The organism is Rhodococcus sp. 3258 (assembly GCF_031456475.1).
GTDB classification, from domain to species: Bacteria; Actinomycetota; Actinomycetes; order Mycobacteriales; family Mycobacteriaceae; genus Rhodococcoides; species Rhodococcoides fascians.
The window spans coordinates 235,737-252,734 of sequence record NZ_JAVDUT010000005.1 but is presented as its reverse complement, the minus strand read 5'-3'; the positions used below and the strand labels follow the sequence as shown (position 1 = coordinate 252,734).

Annotated in this window: 18 protein-coding genes and 2 pseudogenes; 6 read left to right on the top strand and 14 right to left on the bottom strand. The window is 64.4% G+C overall.

Features of this window, described 5'->3' with window-relative positions; all coding sequences use genetic code 11:
* Positions 1-5: 5 nt before the first annotated feature.
* Genes J2X62_RS17375 through J2X62_RS17365 form a run of 3 tightly spaced genes read right to left on the bottom strand, consistent with a single transcriptional unit; the run spans position 6 to position 3,086 of the window.
* Positions 6-665 (bottom strand): NADPH-dependent F420 reductase, encoded by a 660-nt coding sequence (locus J2X62_RS17375; RefSeq protein ID WP_027494431.1) that lies wholly within the window; start codon positions 663-665, stop codon positions 6-8.
* A 37-nt stretch (positions 666-702) separates the two neighbouring features.
* Positions 703-2,193: an NAD(P)/FAD-dependent oxidoreductase gene (locus tag J2X62_RS17370; RefSeq protein WP_310182203.1), complete on the bottom strand. Its 1,491-nt coding sequence runs from the start codon at positions 2,191-2,193 to the stop codon at positions 703-705.
* Positions 2,194-2,219: 26 nt separating this feature from the next.
* Positions 2,220-3,086, bottom strand: a complete 867-nt coding sequence (locus J2X62_RS17365) for an SDR family oxidoreductase (RefSeq protein ID WP_032364730.1) — start codon at positions 3,084-3,086, stop codon at positions 2,220-2,222.
* Positions 3,087-3,158: 72 nt separating this feature from the next.
* Here J2X62_RS17365 and J2X62_RS17360 point away from each other — a divergent pair, with 72 nt between their 5' ends.
* Positions 3,159-3,803 carry a TetR/AcrR family transcriptional regulator gene (locus J2X62_RS17360; protein ID WP_230072927.1) on the top strand — a complete coding sequence of 215 codons (645 nt, stop codon included), beginning with the start codon at positions 3,159-3,161 and terminating at the stop codon, positions 3,801-3,803.
* Positions 3,804-3,810: 7 nt separating this feature from the next.
* On the opposite strand, the gene J2X62_RS17355 is transcribed toward J2X62_RS17360, so the two are convergent.
* A complete protein-coding gene (locus J2X62_RS17355; protein WP_032373824.1) occupies positions 3,811-4,812 on the bottom strand; it encodes a DMT family transporter in 1,002 nt (333 codons plus the stop codon).
* Positions 4,813-4,851: 39 nt separating this feature from the next.
* Here J2X62_RS17355 and J2X62_RS17350 point away from each other — a divergent pair, with 39 nt between their 5' ends.
* Together J2X62_RS17350 and J2X62_RS17345 are read left to right on the top strand one after the other, a co-directional pair.
* Positions 4,852-5,385 (top strand): CGNR zinc finger domain-containing protein, encoded by a 534-nt coding sequence (locus J2X62_RS17350; RefSeq protein WP_310182202.1) that lies wholly within the window; start codon positions 4,852-4,854, stop codon positions 5,383-5,385.
* Positions 5,386-5,503: 118 nt separating this feature from the next.
* The gene (locus J2X62_RS17345) at positions 5,504-5,764 is read left to right on the top strand and encodes a hypothetical protein (RefSeq protein ID WP_052053276.1); all 261 of its coding nucleotides are present in this window, start codon (positions 5,504-5,506) and stop codon (positions 5,762-5,764) included.
* 28 nt (positions 5,765-5,792) lie between these two features.
* On the opposite strand, the gene J2X62_RS17340 is transcribed toward J2X62_RS17345, so the two are convergent.
* From J2X62_RS17340 to J2X62_RS17320, 5 genes are all read right to left on the bottom strand, one after another.
* Positions 5,793-6,902, bottom strand: a complete 1,110-nt coding sequence (locus tag J2X62_RS17340; RefSeq protein WP_310182201.1) for a hypothetical protein — start codon at positions 6,900-6,902, stop codon at positions 5,793-5,795.
* Positions 6,899-8,254, bottom strand: coding sequence for a hypothetical protein (locus J2X62_RS17335; protein WP_310182200.1), 1,356 nt, complete (start codon positions 8,252-8,254; stop codon positions 6,899-6,901). The genes J2X62_RS17340 and J2X62_RS17335 overlap by 4 nt, the downstream gene beginning before the upstream one ends.
* A 48-nt stretch (positions 8,255-8,302) precedes the next feature.
* Complete coding sequence (locus J2X62_RS17330) at positions 8,303-9,532, bottom strand: AGE family epimerase/isomerase (protein WP_027494439.1); 1,230 nt, start codon at positions 9,530-9,532, stop codon at positions 8,303-8,305.
* A 39-nt stretch (positions 9,533-9,571) separates the two neighbouring features.
* Positions 9,572-10,129 (bottom strand): dihydrofolate reductase family protein, encoded by a 558-nt coding sequence (locus J2X62_RS17325; protein ID WP_032388252.1) that lies wholly within the window; start codon positions 10,127-10,129, stop codon positions 9,572-9,574.
* Positions 10,130-10,204: 75 nt separating this feature from the next.
* On the bottom strand, positions 10,205-10,615 hold the full coding sequence (locus J2X62_RS17320; RefSeq protein ID WP_310182198.1) for a RidA family protein: 411 nt from the start codon (positions 10,613-10,615) through the stop codon (positions 10,205-10,207).
* 79 nt (positions 10,616-10,694) lie between these two features.
* On the opposite strand from J2X62_RS17320, the gene J2X62_RS17315 reads away from it, so the two are divergent.
* Complete coding sequence (locus J2X62_RS17315) at positions 10,695-11,063, top strand: helix-turn-helix domain-containing protein (RefSeq protein ID WP_032364524.1); 369 nt, start codon at positions 10,695-10,697, stop codon at positions 11,061-11,063.
* Positions 11,064-11,067: 4 nt separating this feature from the next.
* On the opposite strand, the gene J2X62_RS17310 is transcribed toward J2X62_RS17315, so the two are convergent.
* Positions 11,068-12,159, bottom strand: a complete 1,092-nt coding sequence (locus tag J2X62_RS17310; protein ID WP_310182196.1) for a spore photoproduct lyase family protein — start codon at positions 12,157-12,159, stop codon at positions 11,068-11,070.
* A 50-nt stretch (positions 12,160-12,209) separates the two neighbouring features.
* The gene (locus J2X62_RS17305) at positions 12,210-13,094 is read right to left on the bottom strand and encodes a LysR family transcriptional regulator (protein ID WP_032373818.1); all 885 of its coding nucleotides are present in this window, start codon (positions 13,092-13,094) and stop codon (positions 12,210-12,212) included.
* Positions 13,095-13,206: 112 nt separating this feature from the next.
* Between J2X62_RS17305 and J2X62_RS17300 the strand changes: the two genes are divergently transcribed.
* The gene (locus J2X62_RS17300; RefSeq protein WP_032391310.1) at positions 13,207-14,454 is read left to right on the top strand and encodes an MFS transporter; all 1,248 of its coding nucleotides are present in this window, start codon (positions 13,207-13,209) and stop codon (positions 14,452-14,454) included.
* Positions 14,455-14,457: 3 nt separating this feature from the next.
* On the opposite strand, the gene J2X62_RS17295 is transcribed toward J2X62_RS17300, so the two are convergent.
* A complete protein-coding gene (locus J2X62_RS17295; RefSeq protein WP_310182461.1) occupies positions 14,458-15,105 on the bottom strand; it encodes an EAL domain-containing protein in 648 nt (215 codons plus the stop codon).
* 179 nt (positions 15,106-15,284) lie between these two features.
* Positions 15,285-15,821, bottom strand: a pseudogene (locus tag J2X62_RS17290) (diguanylate cyclase domain-containing protein); the annotation flags it as partial.
* Positions 15,822-15,883: 62 nt separating this feature from the next.
* On the opposite strand from J2X62_RS17290, the gene J2X62_RS17285 reads away from it, so the two are divergent.
* The gene (locus J2X62_RS17285) at positions 15,884-16,369 is read left to right on the top strand and encodes a hypothetical protein (protein ID WP_310182194.1); all 486 of its coding nucleotides are present in this window, start codon (positions 15,884-15,886) and stop codon (positions 16,367-16,369) included.
* Here J2X62_RS17285 and J2X62_RS25470 read toward each other — a convergent pair.
* Positions 16,258-16,575, bottom strand: a pseudogene (locus J2X62_RS25470) (PAS domain-containing protein); the annotation flags it as partial. The gene J2X62_RS17285 and the pseudogene J2X62_RS25470 overlap by 112 nt on opposite strands.
* Positions 16,576-16,998 lie beyond the last annotated feature (423 nt).

Sequence of the window (16,998 nt, the reverse complement as noted above, 5' to 3'; positions counted from 1 at the left end):
TCGGCTCAAGCTTTCCATTCCGCGGAGCGTTCCGGGGACGCCTCGGCCAACGCCTTCACCGTGTCGTCGACGCCGAAGTCCTTGCCGTACACCGGGGTTCCCGGCTGCTGACGCCACGACTCGGCGAGCGAACCGGCATCGACCGGGTCGAAGCCGAGCTCGTCGATCACCGAGAACACCAACTTCTTCGACTCTGCGTCGTCCCCGGCGATCGGCAGTGCGATGCGCTTGTCGGTTCCGGCAGGAACACCCTTCTCGAGCAGATGCTTGTACCAAATTCCGTTGAACGCCTTGATCACCGGCTCACCGAGCTGCTGCGACACCCATACGCTCTCGGGTGTGCCGCCTTCGATGTCTTCGATCAGACCGTCGCGCTGCTGCGGGTAGTAGTTGTTCGTTTCGATGATCGGCGCTCCGGGCTTGCGTGCGCCGGCGATACCGGCGGCGAGGTCGGGCACGTTCTTCTGCGGGATGCTGAGGATGACCAGGTCCGCATCCTGCGCCGCGTCCGCTGCCCACACCGCCGTCGCTCCGGTTTCCGACGCCAGCTCCGCCAGAGTCTCCGGGTCGCGTGAGTTCGAGAATCGAACCTCGTGACCGAGCGCCGTCAACCGGCGCACGAGCGTTCCACCGATGAATCCACTTCCGATGATGCCAATTTTCATGTCCGGAACAAACGATCAGGGACTCGATCTATTCCCGTCAGGAAGCGACCGCGACCTTCGATCGAGGCCGCCCGAACTTCATCGCCTTGTCGACGAGCTTGCCGTACCGCAGAACCGGCAGGTCGCGGAAGTAATTCATCCGCAGCTTCCACGGAGTTTCACTGCCCTGCCTCGGGAAGTTGTCCACGGCCCGCAGCACGTAGCCGGCGGCGAAATCGAGGAACGGCTCTTCGTCCACGGTCGGGTCGCGTTCGAGCTCGACGGTGCTGTATCCGTTCTCGTCCATGTGGGCGAGCAGGCGCATGACGTAGTTCGAGACCATGTCGGCTTTGAGCGTCCACGACGCGTTGGTGTACCCGACGACAAAAGCGAAGTTGGGGATTCCGGTGAGCATCATGCCCTTGTACGCCATGGTGCTGGGCAGATCCACGTCTCTACCGTCGACGCGGAAGGTCGCGCCGCCGAGTGCGGACAGGTTCAATCCCGTTGCGGTGACGACGATATCGGCGTCGAGGTGCTGGCCGGACTTCAACTTCAGGCCGGTCTCGGTGAAGCTGTCGATGTGATCGGTGACGATCGAGACCTCGTCCTTGCGGATCGAGCGGAACAGATCGTTGTCGGGCACCAGGCACAGGCGCTGATCCCACGGGTTGTACGACGGGGTGAAGTGGGTGTCGAGGTCGTATCCCTTCGGCAGCCATCCCTCCTGCATCTTCCGGATCCGCTTCTTCATGAATTCCGGGTACTTCTGGCTCAACGTGAAGATCAACATGGCCATCGATACGTTCTTGAGCCGAGTCACGCTGTACGCCAACTTCTTCGGCAAACGCTTCCGCAGTGTCTGCGCAATCGGATCCTTCGAGGGGAGCGAGAGGATGTAGCTCGGCGAGCGCTGCAGCAACGTCACGTGCTCGGCCTCACGAGCGAGGTTGGGAGCCAACGTGATCGCCGTTGCACCGCTGCCGATGACGACGACCTTCTTGCCCGCGTAATCCAGATCCTCGGGCCAGTGCTGCGGGTGGATCACCTGCCCACCGAAGTTCTCCTGGCCGACGAACTCCGGGCTGAAACCCTTGTCGTAGTTGTAGTAACCACTGCAGGAGAACACGAACGACGCGGTGATCGTGACGGTCTCGTCGGTGTCGCTGCGCTGCGCCGTGACCGTCCAGAACTGCTGCTCGGACGACCATTCGAGGGCGACAACCTTGTGGTGGTATCGAATGTGCTTGTCCACACCCGCTTCTCGTGCGGTTTCGACAATATAGTTACGGATGTCGGAACCGTCGGCGATGGACTTCTCTCCCGTCCACGGCTTGAAGCTGTACCCGAGGGTGTACATGTCGGAATCGGAGCGAATACCGGGATAGCGGAACAGATCCCAGGTGCCACCGATCGCCCCGCGGCTTTCGAGGATGGTGTACGTCTTCCCGGGCAGATCGTGCCCGAGGTGACGCGCGGCACCGATCCCGGACAGGCCGGCACCGATGATGAGGACATCGACCTCGGGGGTGGTCAGTACGGCAGTCATGAGCAACGATTCCTTCGGTGGGGGGGTCAGCTGATTTTGTTGCGTGCGCTCTCGGACCTACCGAGGCGCGCTACTTCTTCGTCCATCTTGGGCAGGATCGTCGGCACGTGCGCCAACATGCTGCGGTCGCCGACGCGCGAGGTGATGACGGCCTTGAACCAGGACGCCGCACCCACCCACCGCGGTACGTAGACGCGGCGCTTGCGCTTGGCCAGGCCGTCGACGAACGCATCCACGCACTGCTCGACGGTCATCGTCTTCCCGAGGGGGCCGGGCAATACCGCGAGCAAATCCTGGAATGCCGTGAGATCGGACTTCGCGTCCTGGACCATCGGGGTATCGATCCAGGCCATGTGGGCCGAGCCGACGTCGACTCCTCGGTAGTTCACTTCCAGCCGAAGCGCATTGGCGAAATGTTCGGCTGCGGCCTTGCTGGCGTTGTACGCGGCCAAGCCGGGGCACGGGGTGAACGCGGCCAGCGAGGAGACGACGAGGATGTAGCCGTTGCGTTCGATCAGCGACGGCAAGGCAGCGCGGACGGTGTTGAACACGCCCATCACGTTGATGTCCATGACGCGCTGGAACGTGGCCGGGTCCACCTGCAGGATCGATCCGTAGCTGGCGATTCCCGCATTGGCGAGCACCAGATCGATGCCTCCGTAGGCCGCGATGCCGCCGTCGACGGCGCGCTGCATGTCGTCCAGATTTCGGACGTCGGCGACGAACGCCTCGGCCTTCAGCTGCGTCGCGACCTCCCGCAGCGGAGCCTCGTCGACGTCGACGAGTACCAACTTGGCTCCACGACCTGCCAACGCACGTGCGGTCTCGGCACCGATTCCTCGTGCCGCGCCGGTGATCAGAACGACCTTGTTCCGGAGCGTCGATGACGCCATGTCTCCCCCTCGATCGAGATGCATTCCTGCGAACACTTTGCATCTGATACCGAGCGGTGTCAAGATCTGTCTGTGACTACCCATCACAGTGAAGTCGGCCGCACCTATCGAGGTGCCGATCCGCAGCAGCGGCAGCAGGAGCGTCGAACCCGGCTGCTCGATGCCGCCGTCGAAGTGTTCGGCACCACCGGGTACCGGACGGCGACCGTGGAGAAAGTCTGCGTCGAAGCGGGGCTGACCAAGCGCTACTTCTACGAGTCCTTCACCAACAGCGAAGAACTCCTGATGGCCACCTACGCCCGCGCCACCGATGCGATGCGCGAGAGCATCCTCGCCGGAGCGGGCTCGGAAACGGAGTCCAGCGAACAGGTGCTCCGAGGAGCCCTGACCGGCTTCTTCACGTTCGTCGCCGAGCAACCGAAGTCCGCTCGTATCGCCTTCGTCGAAATCCTCGGCGTATCCCCCACCGTCGACGCGTTGTACCGCAAGACCACCACCTCGTTCTCGGCGACGGTGCTACAGGTCGCCGACACCGTAGGGTCCAGCCGGGGCCTGGCCGGGCCGAACCGTAAAACGCTGGCGATGGGCCTGGTGGGCGCGGTACTCACCATTGCTCAGCAATGGTTGCTGTCCCCCGAACGCGAACCTCTCGACTCCGTGATCGCCAGCGCGCACACCATTCTGGCCGCCGTCGTATTCGGACGCGTCGACGGCTGAGCAGCTGTCATGCTCTGCTCTGCAGCGGCTCCACCGGTTCGTCCGAGGTGACGCGTTCACCTGATTTGACGACGACGACACCGAGCAGAATCAGTGCGCCACCGGCCAATTGGATCGGTCCCGGAGCCTGGCCGAGCAACAGCCACGCAAACACAAGCGCTGCAACAACTTCCATGAGACCCATGAACGACGCCAGCCGCGAGCCGAGGCGTCGGCCGGCCGCAATTCCGAGCACGTACGCCAACGCGGCGGTCACCACACCGAGACCGATGATCGGAACCCACCACGGCACAACGGCATCGACGAAGGTGACGTCGGTCAGCGGAGCCGCGAACGGGACGATGCCGACGAGCCCGGCGGCGAGCAGAATGAGTCCACCTGCCAGCAGACCGCCCCCGGCGAGCACGATCGGCGGCAAACCGTTGCTCTCGTCGGCGGAGAGCACCCAGTAGACGGCGGCTCCCGCCATCGCACCGAGCGCCCACAGCACGCCGACGCTGTCGACGTCCGCGCCGGAGATCAGGTCGAGCACGAGCACCAGTCCCATTGCGGCCAACAGCGCACCGACCAGCGTCAGCCGACCCGGACGCTGCTGGTGCCGAAACCACATCCAGCCGATGACGGCTACGGGCGAGGTGAATTCGATGAGCAGTGCGACACCCACGTCCATTCGGCCGACGGCGTTGAAGAACGCGAGCTGACAACCGGCCACCGCGAAGGCACCGTAGGCCACGAGCAGCTTCCAATTCTTGGCCAACAGGCCCCAGCGCCCACGCAGCGCGAGAATCGACGGAATCAGCAACACCGCTGCCGCGAGCAGGATGCGCGCAGTCACAGCGGCACCGGCGGTCCAGCCGGCATCGAGCAGGCCCTTGGCCAGCGAGCCGGAGAGCCCGAACGATGCCGCGGACAGGAGCGCGAACCCGAGCCCCGAGAGTCGACGCGACCGTGCCGCAGCGTCGTGTGCAGCTGCGCGATCCACCTGCGCGTCATGAGTGTAAGCCGTCATGACATGTGACAGTAGGGAGTGGATTGGTAAGGTGTCAACATGCTTTTTGCTCATGACGCAGAACTGTCGCTTCTGTCCGCCGTGGCATTGGTCAATTCCGCCGAAGACCCGGACACGCTGACCACCCGCGAGGAGCTGGCCGACTTCTTCACCGACCAGGGCTACTCCGGACGGTTCGACGGCGACGACGCCGAGCTCGAGGCTGTGCGGGCACTGCGTCCGACCCTGCGATCACTGCTCACCAGCAGTCGAGACGACGCCGTGCTCGAGGTGAACCGCTTGCTTGCCGAATCCTCGGCCCTGCCCCGACTGGTCCGGCACGACACTCTCGACTGGCACGTCCATGCCGTCGCCGACGACAGTCCACTGGCAACCCGCATCGTCGTCGAGACTGCGATGGCCATGATCGACGTCATCCGAGCCGACGAGCTCTCCCGTTTCGACGTCTGCGCCGATCCGGACTGCAACGGGCTGGTTCTCGACCTCTCCCGAAACCGCTCTCGCCGCTTCTGCAGCACCACCTGCGGCAACCGCGCGGCGGTTGCCGCGTACCGCGCACGCAAGGCCCAGTAGCACCGCAGAGCTTAGACGACCGGGTTTCGGGTATTCGGCGACGGAACTTAGCGAGAGGAACATCCCCATGGTCGAGAAAAGGCCTTCGAAAACGAGCTGGGCACGTGCAGTCGAGAACATGCTGGCCGTCATCTTGATATTCGCCGGAATTGCATCTGCGGGCGGTCTGATCGCGGCTCTGGCGGGCGGCTTCGAGGGATGGGCGATCGTCGCCGGCATCACCGTGGTCGTACTGTTCGCAGCCGCGTTCTTCGCCGTTCGCGACGGTGCCCGACGACGCGCGCGGGAAGTCGACACCGTCGTCTACTCCCCCGACAACACCGATCAACTGTTCGACGTGGACCCGAATACCGGTGAGCGCACTCCGCACCGGGAATAGCACTGCCGCACGTAAGAGCTGCTCGGCGTCAACTCGGAACCGATTCGAGACGAACCATCGAATCGGTTCCGAGGAAGAACACACCCGATCGCGTCTGGGCGATAGTGCCGCTGTCGGTGAACCCATCGGATCCAGCCGGGATGGTCCAATGCCACCGCACATCACCGGAATCCGTCGTCGCGACATACGCCGGACCGTCGATCGAATAACGAGTGTTGCCGATGACCTTGTCCGTATCGAACGGATCCGGCAACTCCCAGACAGTAGCGCCGGTGGAGTCGACGACGGTGTCGTCCGAGGTCATGTCGAGACCCTCGACGGGTGCTCCGGTGGTCGGATCGAAAAATGTAGCCTCTCCGCCCATCGTCACGACGCCTCGCCGGTCGGCCGTGTGAATCACCGTGCCACTCAGGCCCTCCCACCCCACGGATGTGGTGATCGGTAGCGTCCACATTCGGTCGAGTGCATTCACCGACCCGCCGTGCAACACGGATTCGCCATCCTCAGGGCTGCCTTCCAACAACAGCACCGATGTCCCGTCGCTCTCGATCGCGTAGACGTACCAGTCCTCGGGGACCGGTATCCGCTTCACCACCCCGTCGTTCGTACCGATAGTGACGAGGGACTGCACATCGGAATACGTGTCGAGACAGACGATGTCGCCCTGAACGGGGACACTCGCGCATACGTCGACTGTGCTGGGCGACGCCTTCCATCGCACACTGCCGTCGTCGGCATCGAGGGCCACGAACTCGACTGCATCGAGCGAAGACGACCGCGGATTCGGCAGGCCCATTGCGGTGACGAGAACATCGCCGGCGTCGATCACGCCCGTGACCCCGAGATCGAACGTCAAACTTGTGGTCGGCGAACGGAATGCAGCGAATTGCCTGCCGTAGACGGTCTCTGCGTCGATCCGCCAGCTGGGCTCGAGCGCCGGCCCAGCCGGTGCCTCAATTGTCTCCGTCTCCTCCGAGAACGTCGGCATCTCGTCGAAGGCCGACGTCGTTGCATCGTCCATCGACGGCTTCACGGACACGTCCACATTCACCAGCACGACCGCAGCCGCGGCGACGGATACCACTGCCACCATCACCGCGGCTGCAGCGAGAACAGTGCGTGTCGTCGAATCTTTCACGGCCACTCCGTGATCGGAGCTTGGGCCACTGCATTCAGTAGCTCGAATGGCAGCGGTTCCGGCCGTGTCGAACGGCCCCCGCCAGGAACGAAATCCGCCGTCGACCGAACCGACACCTGCACGCCGGACGGTCGCGTCAGCGTGACCGACCTCGCCAACCGCATGGTTCCGTCCTCCGCGGTCATGCTGCTCGACAGATCGACGTCGTACGATTCGAGCACCGAACCGTCGGGCAGTGTTCGCAACTCGACAACAGGTTCGTACGCATTTTCCGGATCGTAGGGGTCCCTCGCCACCGGGAGTACCGCGCCGGAGGACACAGAAATCGACAGCGCTACATCGGAGTTCACTACGTCGATGTCCGTACAGGCACCCCTGCCCGTGCGATCGGGTACCAGTGACCCGATCGGCCGGTTCAGTACCGGCGCATCGGGTAGCGCCTGCCAGGTTGTCGACAACGCCTCGTTCGCGGCGTCCAAGGACACCTCGTCGATATTCACCGCAGTCGCCTCCCCGACGAACGGGACCGAGCAATCCTGACGCGGCTCAGCGCTTCCCGCCGGTGCAGGCGAACCGACTCGGAGGCCCGGCAGCGCCGCGATTCGGGTCAACTCGGATGTATCCAAGGGAAAGTCGGGACCGACGGTAGTACTGAGATTCGCGGTGACCAGAGTTCCGTCAGGGTGATACGCCGTCGCTCTGCGACTGTTCGTGCGGTCACCGCCGATCTCGTACCAACTGTCGTCGGTATCGACCACCGTCCCATCGGGTTCGGTACTGCGGGCATCGAGAACGCCTGCGACACAGGCCGGAATCCCCGTCGACGACGGTCGAACATCGACGCTGGCAAACGCAGACACCCCCGCACGAACCAGATCGCCACGGGCACTGGTGCTGGCCTCGAGGCCCTCCGGCACGTTACCGCCGAAGTCCTCCACCGGTTGGAAGGTCAGCGACTGGGATGGGGCGGCCAACTTCACGGTGACATCCGCTGGAAGTGCGCCCACGAGAGCGTCGGTCATCGCTCCTGCCTTGCTCGCGGTCAACCACGGGTAGGCAGGATTGTCGTAGGACGGAGCCTGACTTCCGATGACCGAGATGAGGCGCCCATCCTCACTGGGCGGGGGCGGTTCGACCTCGGAGCACCCCGGAATGTCGGCCGGATACTCGACGGGCTCGGAGACGATGGAGTAGTCACCGTCGCGTGCGGCCTCTCCGGATGACACAGCATTTCCGCGCGGCAGTTCACTTTCCGGCGAATGCAGCAGTCCGGCCGCAACGACACCGAGTGCGACCACCGTGACGATGACCGATACGTCGATGACGGCGTTGTGTCTTCTACCTTCGCGCACGAGACGACACTACATACCCAACGGACGGTTTTCGTCCGATGCGGCCACTCAGGCCGCCAGCAGCGCCGCCACCATACTCGAGCTGTTCACACCTCGGCTGATCCATGTTGCCTGCACAGCGTGGTACAGGTCGGGTTTGCCACTCCACACCGTGGCTGCGGGCCTGTTGTCCGCGTCGAGTTCGTGATGCCAGGAGCCGTCGACGAGGTCGATGAAGGAGTCGGCGGCAATGTCCCACCAGGTGCGATAGTCGTTGTCGTAGCGGTCTTCTCCGGTCCGACGACCCAGTGTCGCGGCGGCCGCGATCGCCTCGCACAACACCCAGTGCAGACGCTCTCTCACTACCGGTCGCCCAGTCCAGTCGGTGGTGTAGACGAAGCCAGGCGACGGGCCGGGTTGCCAGCCGTCCTGCGCCGCGCGGTGATACAGCGACGCGGCGGCGGCAACGTAATCGTGGCCACCAGGGCTATCGGCCACGAGACTCGCCTGCACGAGCAGCCGCGCCCACTCGAAACCGTGCCCCACCGTTGCTCCGTACGGCTTGAACTGGTTTGCTGTGTCGCCGCTGTTGTACTCGAGCATCGGCTGCCATTCCGCAGTGAAATGCTCGGGAATGCGATTCTCGTTCGCCTGTGACCAGCCGATCACGTTGTCGCAGATGCGTACTGCCCTGCTTCGCCAGACCTCGGGCGCACCCGCATCGGCCGCCGCCAGCAGCGCCTCGACCATGTGCATGTTGGCGTTGATTCCGCGATAACCGTCGAGCGCGGTCCAGCTCGCATTCCAGGTGTCTGCGCACATGCCGTGGTTCTCGTCCCAGAATCGCCGATCCACGACCTCGAGGGCTTCGTCGAGAAGCCCCCGTCCACTGGGGTGTCCCGCCGCTGCGGCTGCGGCTGCAGCCAACACTACGAAGGCGTGCGTGTAGGCCGTCTTCGTCGCATCGGGAGACGAGGCGTCGGCGCTGGACTCGAACCACCCGCCGTTCGTGCTGTCCCGCAACGTCGTCAGTAGACCGTCGAACACTCGATCGGCTTTCCTACGAGACCCCGGATACCCCTGCATCGAGGCCAGGAAATGCACGTGCGCCATCCGAGCAGTGATGTAGGTCAGGGCCGGATGGCTCAGGTCCGGATGTCCGCGGTCGTTCAACCACGCCGCTCCCCCGGCAGGATGCTCGAGCGAGCTACCGAACCGGAGGAGCCGAGCCGATTCTGTGTCGAGCCACCGCTGGTGCGCGGGCAAGGTCCACCACTGACGACGATCACCGGATGTCATGAGCCCATTCTGCGCGATCGGGCCGGACGACAGGTCTGCTTACCGAACCACCCTGTACCGCAGATACATCCAGCCCGACGTGGGGAAGTGCCTTTGCTCTTCCAGCACCAGGTTCAGTCGGTGCCCCGCGGGGAAGTACGGCTTGCCACCACCCAGGATGGTCGGGACGACAATGAGCTCGAACTGGTCGATCGAGTCGAACAACGATGCGGCCAACGACGCGCCGGCGACGGCCAACGTGCCCTCGGTCTCCCGTTTCATTCGCTCCACCTCCGCTACGGCGTCGGCACTACGGACCAGCCGGCAACCGTCGGGCACGGAAGTGAGGGTGTCCGAGAAGACCACCCGGGGAGTTGCCTGGTACAGCTCGGCGAATTCGGCTTCGACGGGGTCGCCGGCCGCCCGTTCCGGGTCGGTCCAGTAGTCCTCCATGGCCTCGTACAGCCGCCGTCCGAACAGAAAGACGCTCGTCTCCACGGTCTGTCGATTCGAGAACCGATGCGATTCCTCGTCGGGCATCGAGTAGTCGAGGCTGCCGTCGGGATCCTCGATGTAGCCGTCGAGGGAAACATGCAGGTTGTAGGTCAGAATCGCCATGTCACTCCAGAGGTCGGGTGGGTTTGCCGGTTTCGACCTCTGCACCGCCGAGAAGTCACCGGCCTATCCGCGGATTCAGTCCAGAATCGCGGTTGCTTCCACCTCGACCCGCACGTCCGGTTCGAAGAGGTAATCCACTCCGATCAGCGACGCCGGCGGCATAGGAGTCGGCAGTCCGATCTGGTCGGCGACACGCGTGACGCCGTCCATGAACTCACCGATCAGCTCGGGAGCCCAGTGCGTGACGTAGAACGTCAGCCGCAGTACGTCCTCGAATGTTGCTCCTGCACCGGTCAATCCGATCGCGGTCTTGCGCAGCGCCTGCGCAACCTGACCGGCGAGGTCGTCGGTATCGATGGCCGACCCGTCCTCGTTCCGGGCGATCTGACCGCTGACGTGGATGTGTCGAGAACCCTGACCCACCGCCACGTGGTGATACGGGGTGGGTTGCATCATTCCGGGCGGGGTGAATCGAGTGACGCTCATGGTTGGTCCTTCGTCGTAGAAATTCAGGTATAACGTTGATACCTGGTACACAAAGGACACTTCAAGGGAACCTGGTTTCATGACCGATACCGCCGACGGCACCGCAGAACTCACGATCACTGCCCCGCACCGCGAACTGTTGGATCAGGTGCTGGACAAATGGTCGCTGCAAGTACTCAACGAATTGTGCGAGCGCCCCTGCCGATTCAACGATCTCCGCCGCGGGATTCCCGAGGTGACTCAGAAGTCCCTCACCGCAACGCTGCGCAAGCTCGAACGCAACGGAATCATCGAACGCACGGTGCTGAGCACCCGCCCGGTGGCGGTGGAATATCGAATCACTCCCCTGGGCAAAACGCTCCGAACTCCCGTCGACGTCCTGCTGGCGTGGGCAACCACGCACATGGACGACATCGACCGAGCGCGAGACCGATTCGATGCCCTGTGACGGTTCACGTCCAGTACAGCAGCTGCGCGTCGGGCAGAACGTCGCGAAGTTCGTCGACGAACCAGCTGCGCATCTCGGCCATCGTGTCCTTCGGATAGACGTATTTCACGCCACCGAACTTGTTTCTCTTCGCTGTGCGCGCGCCCTCGTCCATCTCCAGTTTCGTTCCCGGATACCAGCTCAACAACACATCCTTGCTCGACGGCGTGAAGCGGTGAGTGATGATTTCGGCGGTCAGATCGAGATCGGGCACATCGCGCAACGCGTCGGCGACATTCGCGAGCAATCGACCGTACTGCTCGCGCCACTGCGGGATCGGCATGATCGGCGCGATCGTCAACCCCACTCGGTAACCGGCCAGTGCCAACTGCCGCAGAGCTTCTATCCGAGCCGGCATACGTGCCGTGCCGCCCTCGAAGCGGTGAGCGATGTCATCGGCGTTGACCGACAGCCGAACTCGCGTTCGGCGGCCGTGGTCGAGCGTCACCAACTCGCGGACGTCGTCGAACTTGGTGGTGAAACGCAGCGACACGTCGTCGCCGTACACGCCCGCGCCCACTCCGCGAACGGCCTCGGCAAGAGAGCCCGTCACATGTTCGATCCCCAAAGGATCGGTGTAGCAGGATAACTCGAATGTGGTGCCTTCGTGCCCGCGCTCATCGGTGCCGGAGGTGATGGAACCGCGGCCTGCATGAGTGCCGATACCGGCCAACACGTCGTCGAGGTTGGCGAAGACCCTGGTGATCGGCGGACCGGACAACGAGCCGGCGAGATAGCAGTACTGGCAATGCGCCGGGCACCCCTTGGCCAGGTCGATCCGCCAGTCCGCGCTCGGCGGAATCGGTTGCGGTTTCAGCACACTCGGCGGCGCGACCACCACGGCCATCGTCGTCTTGGCTCGTGCGTAGGTCTCGCGCTCGGACTCACCACGCAGTCCGGTGAGGCGGTCACCGGACAGAATGTCGATGTCGGCGACGCCTGCTGCTTCGCACCGACGGAGAATTTCCGCGGTGTGCGGTAGCTCGGACGCAGACTTGGTGACCAGGACACGCGAGGGTGTCCAGAGTCGAGTGGGGGCAACCAGAAGATCATCCATTACTCGTGTTCAACGCGTCGCAGCGTGCAATGCTTCCCGGTTACCGCAGCTCAGGCGAGAAATTCGTCGAGCACGCCCAGCAGGGCACGTACCGCCGCGCTCGGAGCGCGAGTCGACGAGGTCGCAACCGCGAGCGGCCACGTGAGATCTACTTTCGACACCGTGGTGACGACCACACCGCTCCGCTCGGTCAGGACGAACCGGGGTAGCAGCGATATCCCGAGGCCGTTGCGGACGTAGGCAACGCCGGTGGAGATATCGGTGATTTCGATGCTCACGCGTCGCTGCAATCCCGCGTCGGCGAACGCGCGGTCGGCTACGGCGCGATTTCCGAAGCCGATCGGCGAATCGATGAAGTCGTACGGTGCAATGTCGTCCAGCGTCAGGGATTCTCGTTCGGCCAGGGGGTGGTCCGACGGGAGCACCAGATCCAATACCGACGACGCGAGTTCTCGCACGTCGATCCCGGCGGGCCGTCGGCCGGAGTCGGAGACGAACGCGAGATCCAGTCGACCGTCCGCCACCGATTCGAGTAGCCCCTGGGTGCCCGACGGCGCTGCGCCGGTGATGAGCTGGACGTGCGGAAACCGGCGGTGGTACTCGCCCAGTAGACCGGGAAGGTCGATCAGCTTGATGGAGGTCAACGTGCCGATTCTGACGGTGCCGCGCAGGCCGCCTCGAACGTCGTCGACCGCATCACGGGCATCGCGAGCGGCATCGAGGACGACCCGAGCACGGGGAAGCAGAGCCCGACCGGCCTCGGTCAGCAGGACACGCTTGGAGTTGCGATCGAGCAGCGATGCACCCAGTTCTCGTTCGAGGGACTTGATCGCCGCCGAAACCGCAGATTGAACGATATGCAGACGGGCAGCGGCACGGGTGAAGTTCTGTTCTTCACTGACCGCGACGAAGTATTCGAGGTGCCGCAGCTCCATCCGTCGATGATCGCATATCGAGATAGTTGTCAGCGTTTTTCTTCGTTGGACGTGATCGTCGAGTCCGAGGACAGTCGTATCCGAACGAACAACACCGACATCGGAGAACGACATGTCCCACGACACCCTGCCCGCCGCTCCGCCGGCACAGACTCACTCACCGACCTCGACTCGTCGACACGGCGTCGGCTTCTGGGTGGTTGCGGCGGCATTCCTCACCGCGATGGCGTTCTCCACCGTGCCCAGCCCGCTGTACCCGCTCTATCAGGTGCGTGACGGCTTCTCGACGTTCATGGTCACGATCGTGTTCGCGGCCTACGCCGTCGGCGTGATCGTCAGTCTTGTTCTGGCAGGCCATGTCTCTGACTGGGTGGGCCGGAAGAAGGTCTTGATCGCCGCGTTGCTGCTCGAATTGGTGGCTGCGGTCATGTTCCTCAGCGGCACTGCACTTCCTCTACTGCTCGTCGCACGGCTCATCACCGGACTCGGCGTCGGAGCACTCACCGCGACCGCCACGGCCTACCTGCACGAGCTGCATTCCACGCACCGGCCGACCGCGTCCGGCCAGCGATTCGAGAAGGTCTCCACCGCAGCGAACATCGGCGGACTCGGCGTCGGGCCGTTGGTAGCCGGGTTCCTGGCGCAGTTCGTCGCGGCTCCCCTGCACACCCCGTATCTGGTGTTCGCGGTACTGATCGTCGTCGCTGCCGTCGGTGTCGCGCTGGTACCCGAGACCGTGGCCGAAATGCCTGAGCGGCCCGCCTATCGCCCGCAGCGAATCAGTGCCGATCACGGTGATCGCGGCGGGTACTTCGCCGCGGCCGCAGCCGGTTTCGCGTCGTTCGCAGTGTTCGGCGTGTTCACCTCGGTGGCACCGGGATTCGTGGCGGGCACACTCGACCACCCGTCCCGCGCCCTCAGCGGAGCCACCGTGTTCGCAGTGTTCGGCACGGCAGCGCTCGCGCAGACGATGACCAGTCGCATGTCGCGTACAGCGAAACTCTCACTCGGCATCTCGGCCGAGGCCCTCGGTCTGATCGCGTTGGTGGTCGGAATGCACACCCTGAGCCTGCCGACATTCTTGGTCGGCGGCGTCGTGGCCGGAATCGGGGCGGGCGTCCTGTTCAAGGCCGCAGTGGGAGCCGTCGCCGCGATGGCGGCACCGGCCGAACGAAGCGAGGCCTTGGCCGGACTGTTCCTGATCGCATACCTCGGCCTGGGCATTCCGGCCGTGGGAATCGGAATCGCCACCCTCTCGATGTCCGCAACCGCAGCCATGACCGGACTTGCGGCCTTAGTGCTGGTACTTCTACTGGGAGTGGCAACCCTGGCTCGACGGGCCTCGGCAACACCGCGGTGACGCTCAGGAGTTCCACGTATCCGACGCGATCTCGGCAGGTCTGCCCAGCAGATAGCCCTGTCCCTGAACAGAATTGGGCAACGCCTCGAGTTGATCGAGAGTTTCGATGCCCTCGACCACGCAGCCCAGTTTCAGATCGCGGGCCAAGTTTATGATTGCGCCGACAATGCTGCTGCTCGTCGCGTCACTGGTCATGCTGGACGTGAAGGACCGGTCTATCTTCACAGCGCTCACCGGCAGCGTAGCGAGGTATCGCAGGCTCGCGAAGCCCGTTCCGAAGTCGTCGATGGCGATTCCCACACCCAGCGTGCGTAATTCGCCGAGCTGACGCAGGACCGACGAGCCGGAATCGAGCAACACGGACTCGGTGAGCTCGAGAACGAGGTCCCCCGGAGCCATTCGATGCCGCTCGAGGGCTGTTTCCACTGCCGCACAAATGTCGACGTGTTGAGCCTGTCGGGCACTGAGATTCACGGCCATCGTGACGGGCTCGTCGGACGCGGAGGTAGGCGGGTTCTCGGATTTCCACCGCGCGAGGGTGCCGAGAGCGTCGTCGAGCACGCGCTCACCCAGATCGGAAATGAGCCCCGTGTCCTCGGCCACCGGGATGAATCTGTCGGGTGAAATCGCTGTGCCCGTGCTGTCCCGCAGGCGAGCGAGCGCCTCGAACTGACGAGTCGCCGACTGCCGAGATCGTAGACCGGTTGGTAGGCCACACCGAATGTCGCGGAACCGCCGCGATCAGGATCGAGCGCGTCCCTCAGGGTCTGTTCGATGTACGCACGCTCGATCGCGTGCACCCGCAGCGCGTCGTCGAACAGTTCGATTCGGTCCTTGCCCAATTGCTTCGCCCGGTACATCGCGGAGTCCGCATCGCGCAGCGCTTCCTGAGCACTGACGCCCCGGCGGACCAACACCATCCCGACGCTTGCCGACACCACGTACTCACGGCCTCCGTACGCGATGGGCGCTGCGAGTACCGTCCGGATTCGTTCGGCGACCTGTGCGGCAAGCGCGCCGCCCGCAGGCTTGCCTGTCCCGTTCTCCGCAGGCAACGCATCGAGGACCAGAACGAACTCGTCGCCGCCGACGCGGGCGATCGAGTCCTCGGCTCGCAGCACCGAGCGCAAGCGGCGAGCGACCTCGACCAGCACGGCGTCTCCGGCCGCATGGCCACCGGTGTCGTTGATCCGTTTGAACCCGTCCAGATCGCAGAACAGCACCGCCGCGGCAGCGCCGGTGCGCGCACCCCGCTCGATCGCCGATCCGATTCGCTCCAGCAGCTTCATACGGTTGGGCAGGCCCGTCAACGGATCTTGCAGGGCTGCACGCTCGAGAGCGCGCTCGGCTTCGACGACATCGGTCACCTCCCGCACCACCGAGAGCACCTCCGCCGCTGAACCCGCCGGTCCATGTCGGTACCGGGTGCGTGCGCCGCGAAAGCCACCTCAGCGAGCCGTCCGCCGCACGCACCCGGTACCGGATGCTGACGCTCTCCCCATCCGGCAGGGAGGCAGCGTCCCGGTCCGCTGCCCGGACGACGTCGATGTCCTGGGACACCACCGACTCCAACCCGTCCTCGGGGGCGGCGGTGTCGCCGGGTGAGCCGTCCTGGTTCGGCCCGGTCAACAATGACCTGACGTTGCGCGAGGCCCACTTCACGGTCCTGGTCTCGACATCGGTGACGATGGTGACGTCAGGCGATGCCGTCAGCACCGCATCACGGAACGCGCGCGCCTGCTCGAGCTCGGCGCGCGCCTCGCGCTCGGCGGTGACGTCCTCGGACAGCACCATCGCGCCGACGATTCGACCTGTGTCATCGCGCAGAGGTCTGGTCTTCACGGCGAAGATCGCACCCGTCCGGGAACCCACGGAGTCGAAGGACGATTCCTCCCCATCGATGGCCGCTGTGTAGAACGGCTTCAGCCGGGCATAGACCTCCGGCGGCACAGTGTCTTGCAGCAGCTGCCCCTCCATCCGCCGCGGGTCGTATCCTTCCGCCAGCAGTCCGGCACCTTCGACGAGTATGAATCGCAGGTCGCGATCGACGACCAGCACCGACGTGTGCGGGAGGTTCGCCGCCAGCTGCCGATACCGGGCCTCGCTCGCGTCGTCGAACATCGCAGGTGAGCGGAGCAACGGTCCGTAGAAGCGGCGCATCCCCAGGTAGACGACGCCGGCGAGTGCCGTCGAGGCCGTCACCATCACATCGACGGTCCCGCCCATCGACTCCCGCATCGCGTCCAGGGTTCCCATGCCGGAATCGGTACCGAGATGCGATGTGTGAGTGCCGAGCCCGGCCGTCAGATGCCACGCATGGATCAAGTGGTGGGCGGCACACGTCGTGAAGATCGCGGCGGTGGCGACCGCGAGCCGGTTGGCGCGAAACTGCCCGGTTCGCAACAGCCCTCGGACGATGAACAGCACGATCCCCGAGTACGCAGCAGCGGTGATCCCGTTGAGGATCACCACCCAGAGCCACCCGCTCACCGCGATCGCTCATCGGCTCGGTACACCGGGCTCACGAGTCGGTTCGAGTCGACG

Excerpts from the sequence above, each read along its gene's own strand:
- J2X62_RS17375 (WP_027494431.1), bottom strand. The coding sequence starts at position 665 with ATGAAAATTGGCATCATCGGAAGTGGATTCATCGGTGGAACGCTCGTG.
- J2X62_RS17370 (WP_310182203.1), bottom strand. The coding sequence starts at position 2,193 with ATGACTGCCGTACTGACCACCCCCGAGGTCGATGTCCTCATCATCGGT.
- J2X62_RS17365 (WP_032364730.1), bottom strand. The coding sequence starts at position 3,086 with ATGGCGTCATCGACGCTCCGGAACAAGGTCGTTCTGATCACCGGCGCG.
- J2X62_RS17355 (WP_032373824.1), bottom strand. The coding sequence starts at position 4,812 with ATGACGGCTTACACTCATGACGCGCAGGTGGATCGCGCAGCTGCACAC.
- J2X62_RS17350 (WP_310182202.1), top strand. The coding sequence starts at position 4,852 with ATGCTTTTTGCTCATGACGCAGAACTGTCGCTTCTGTCCGCCGTGGCA.
- J2X62_RS17345 (WP_052053276.1), top strand. The coding sequence starts at position 5,504 with ATGCTGGCCGTCATCTTGATATTCGCCGGAATTGCATCTGCGGGCGGT.
- J2X62_RS17330 (WP_027494439.1), bottom strand. The coding sequence starts at position 9,532 with ATGACATCCGGTGATCGTCGTCAGTGGTGGACCTTGCCCGCGCACCAG.
- J2X62_RS17325 (WP_032388252.1), bottom strand. The coding sequence starts at position 10,129 with ATGGCGATTCTGACCTACAACCTGCATGTTTCCCTCGACGGCTACATC.
- J2X62_RS17320 (WP_310182198.1), bottom strand. The coding sequence starts at position 10,615 with ATGAGCGTCACTCGATTCACCCCGCCCGGAATGATGCAACCCACCCCG.
- J2X62_RS17315 (WP_032364524.1), top strand. The coding sequence starts at position 10,695 with ATGACCGATACCGCCGACGGCACCGCAGAACTCACGATCACTGCCCCG.
- J2X62_RS17310 (WP_310182196.1), bottom strand. The coding sequence starts at position 12,159 with ATGGATGATCTTCTGGTTGCCCCCACTCGACTCTGGACACCCTCGCGT.
- J2X62_RS17305 (WP_032373818.1), bottom strand. The coding sequence starts at position 13,094 with ATGGAGCTGCGGCACCTCGAATACTTCGTCGCGGTCAGTGAAGAACAG.
- J2X62_RS17300 (WP_032391310.1), top strand. The coding sequence starts at position 13,207 with ATGTCCCACGACACCCTGCCCGCCGCTCCGCCGGCACAGACTCACTCA.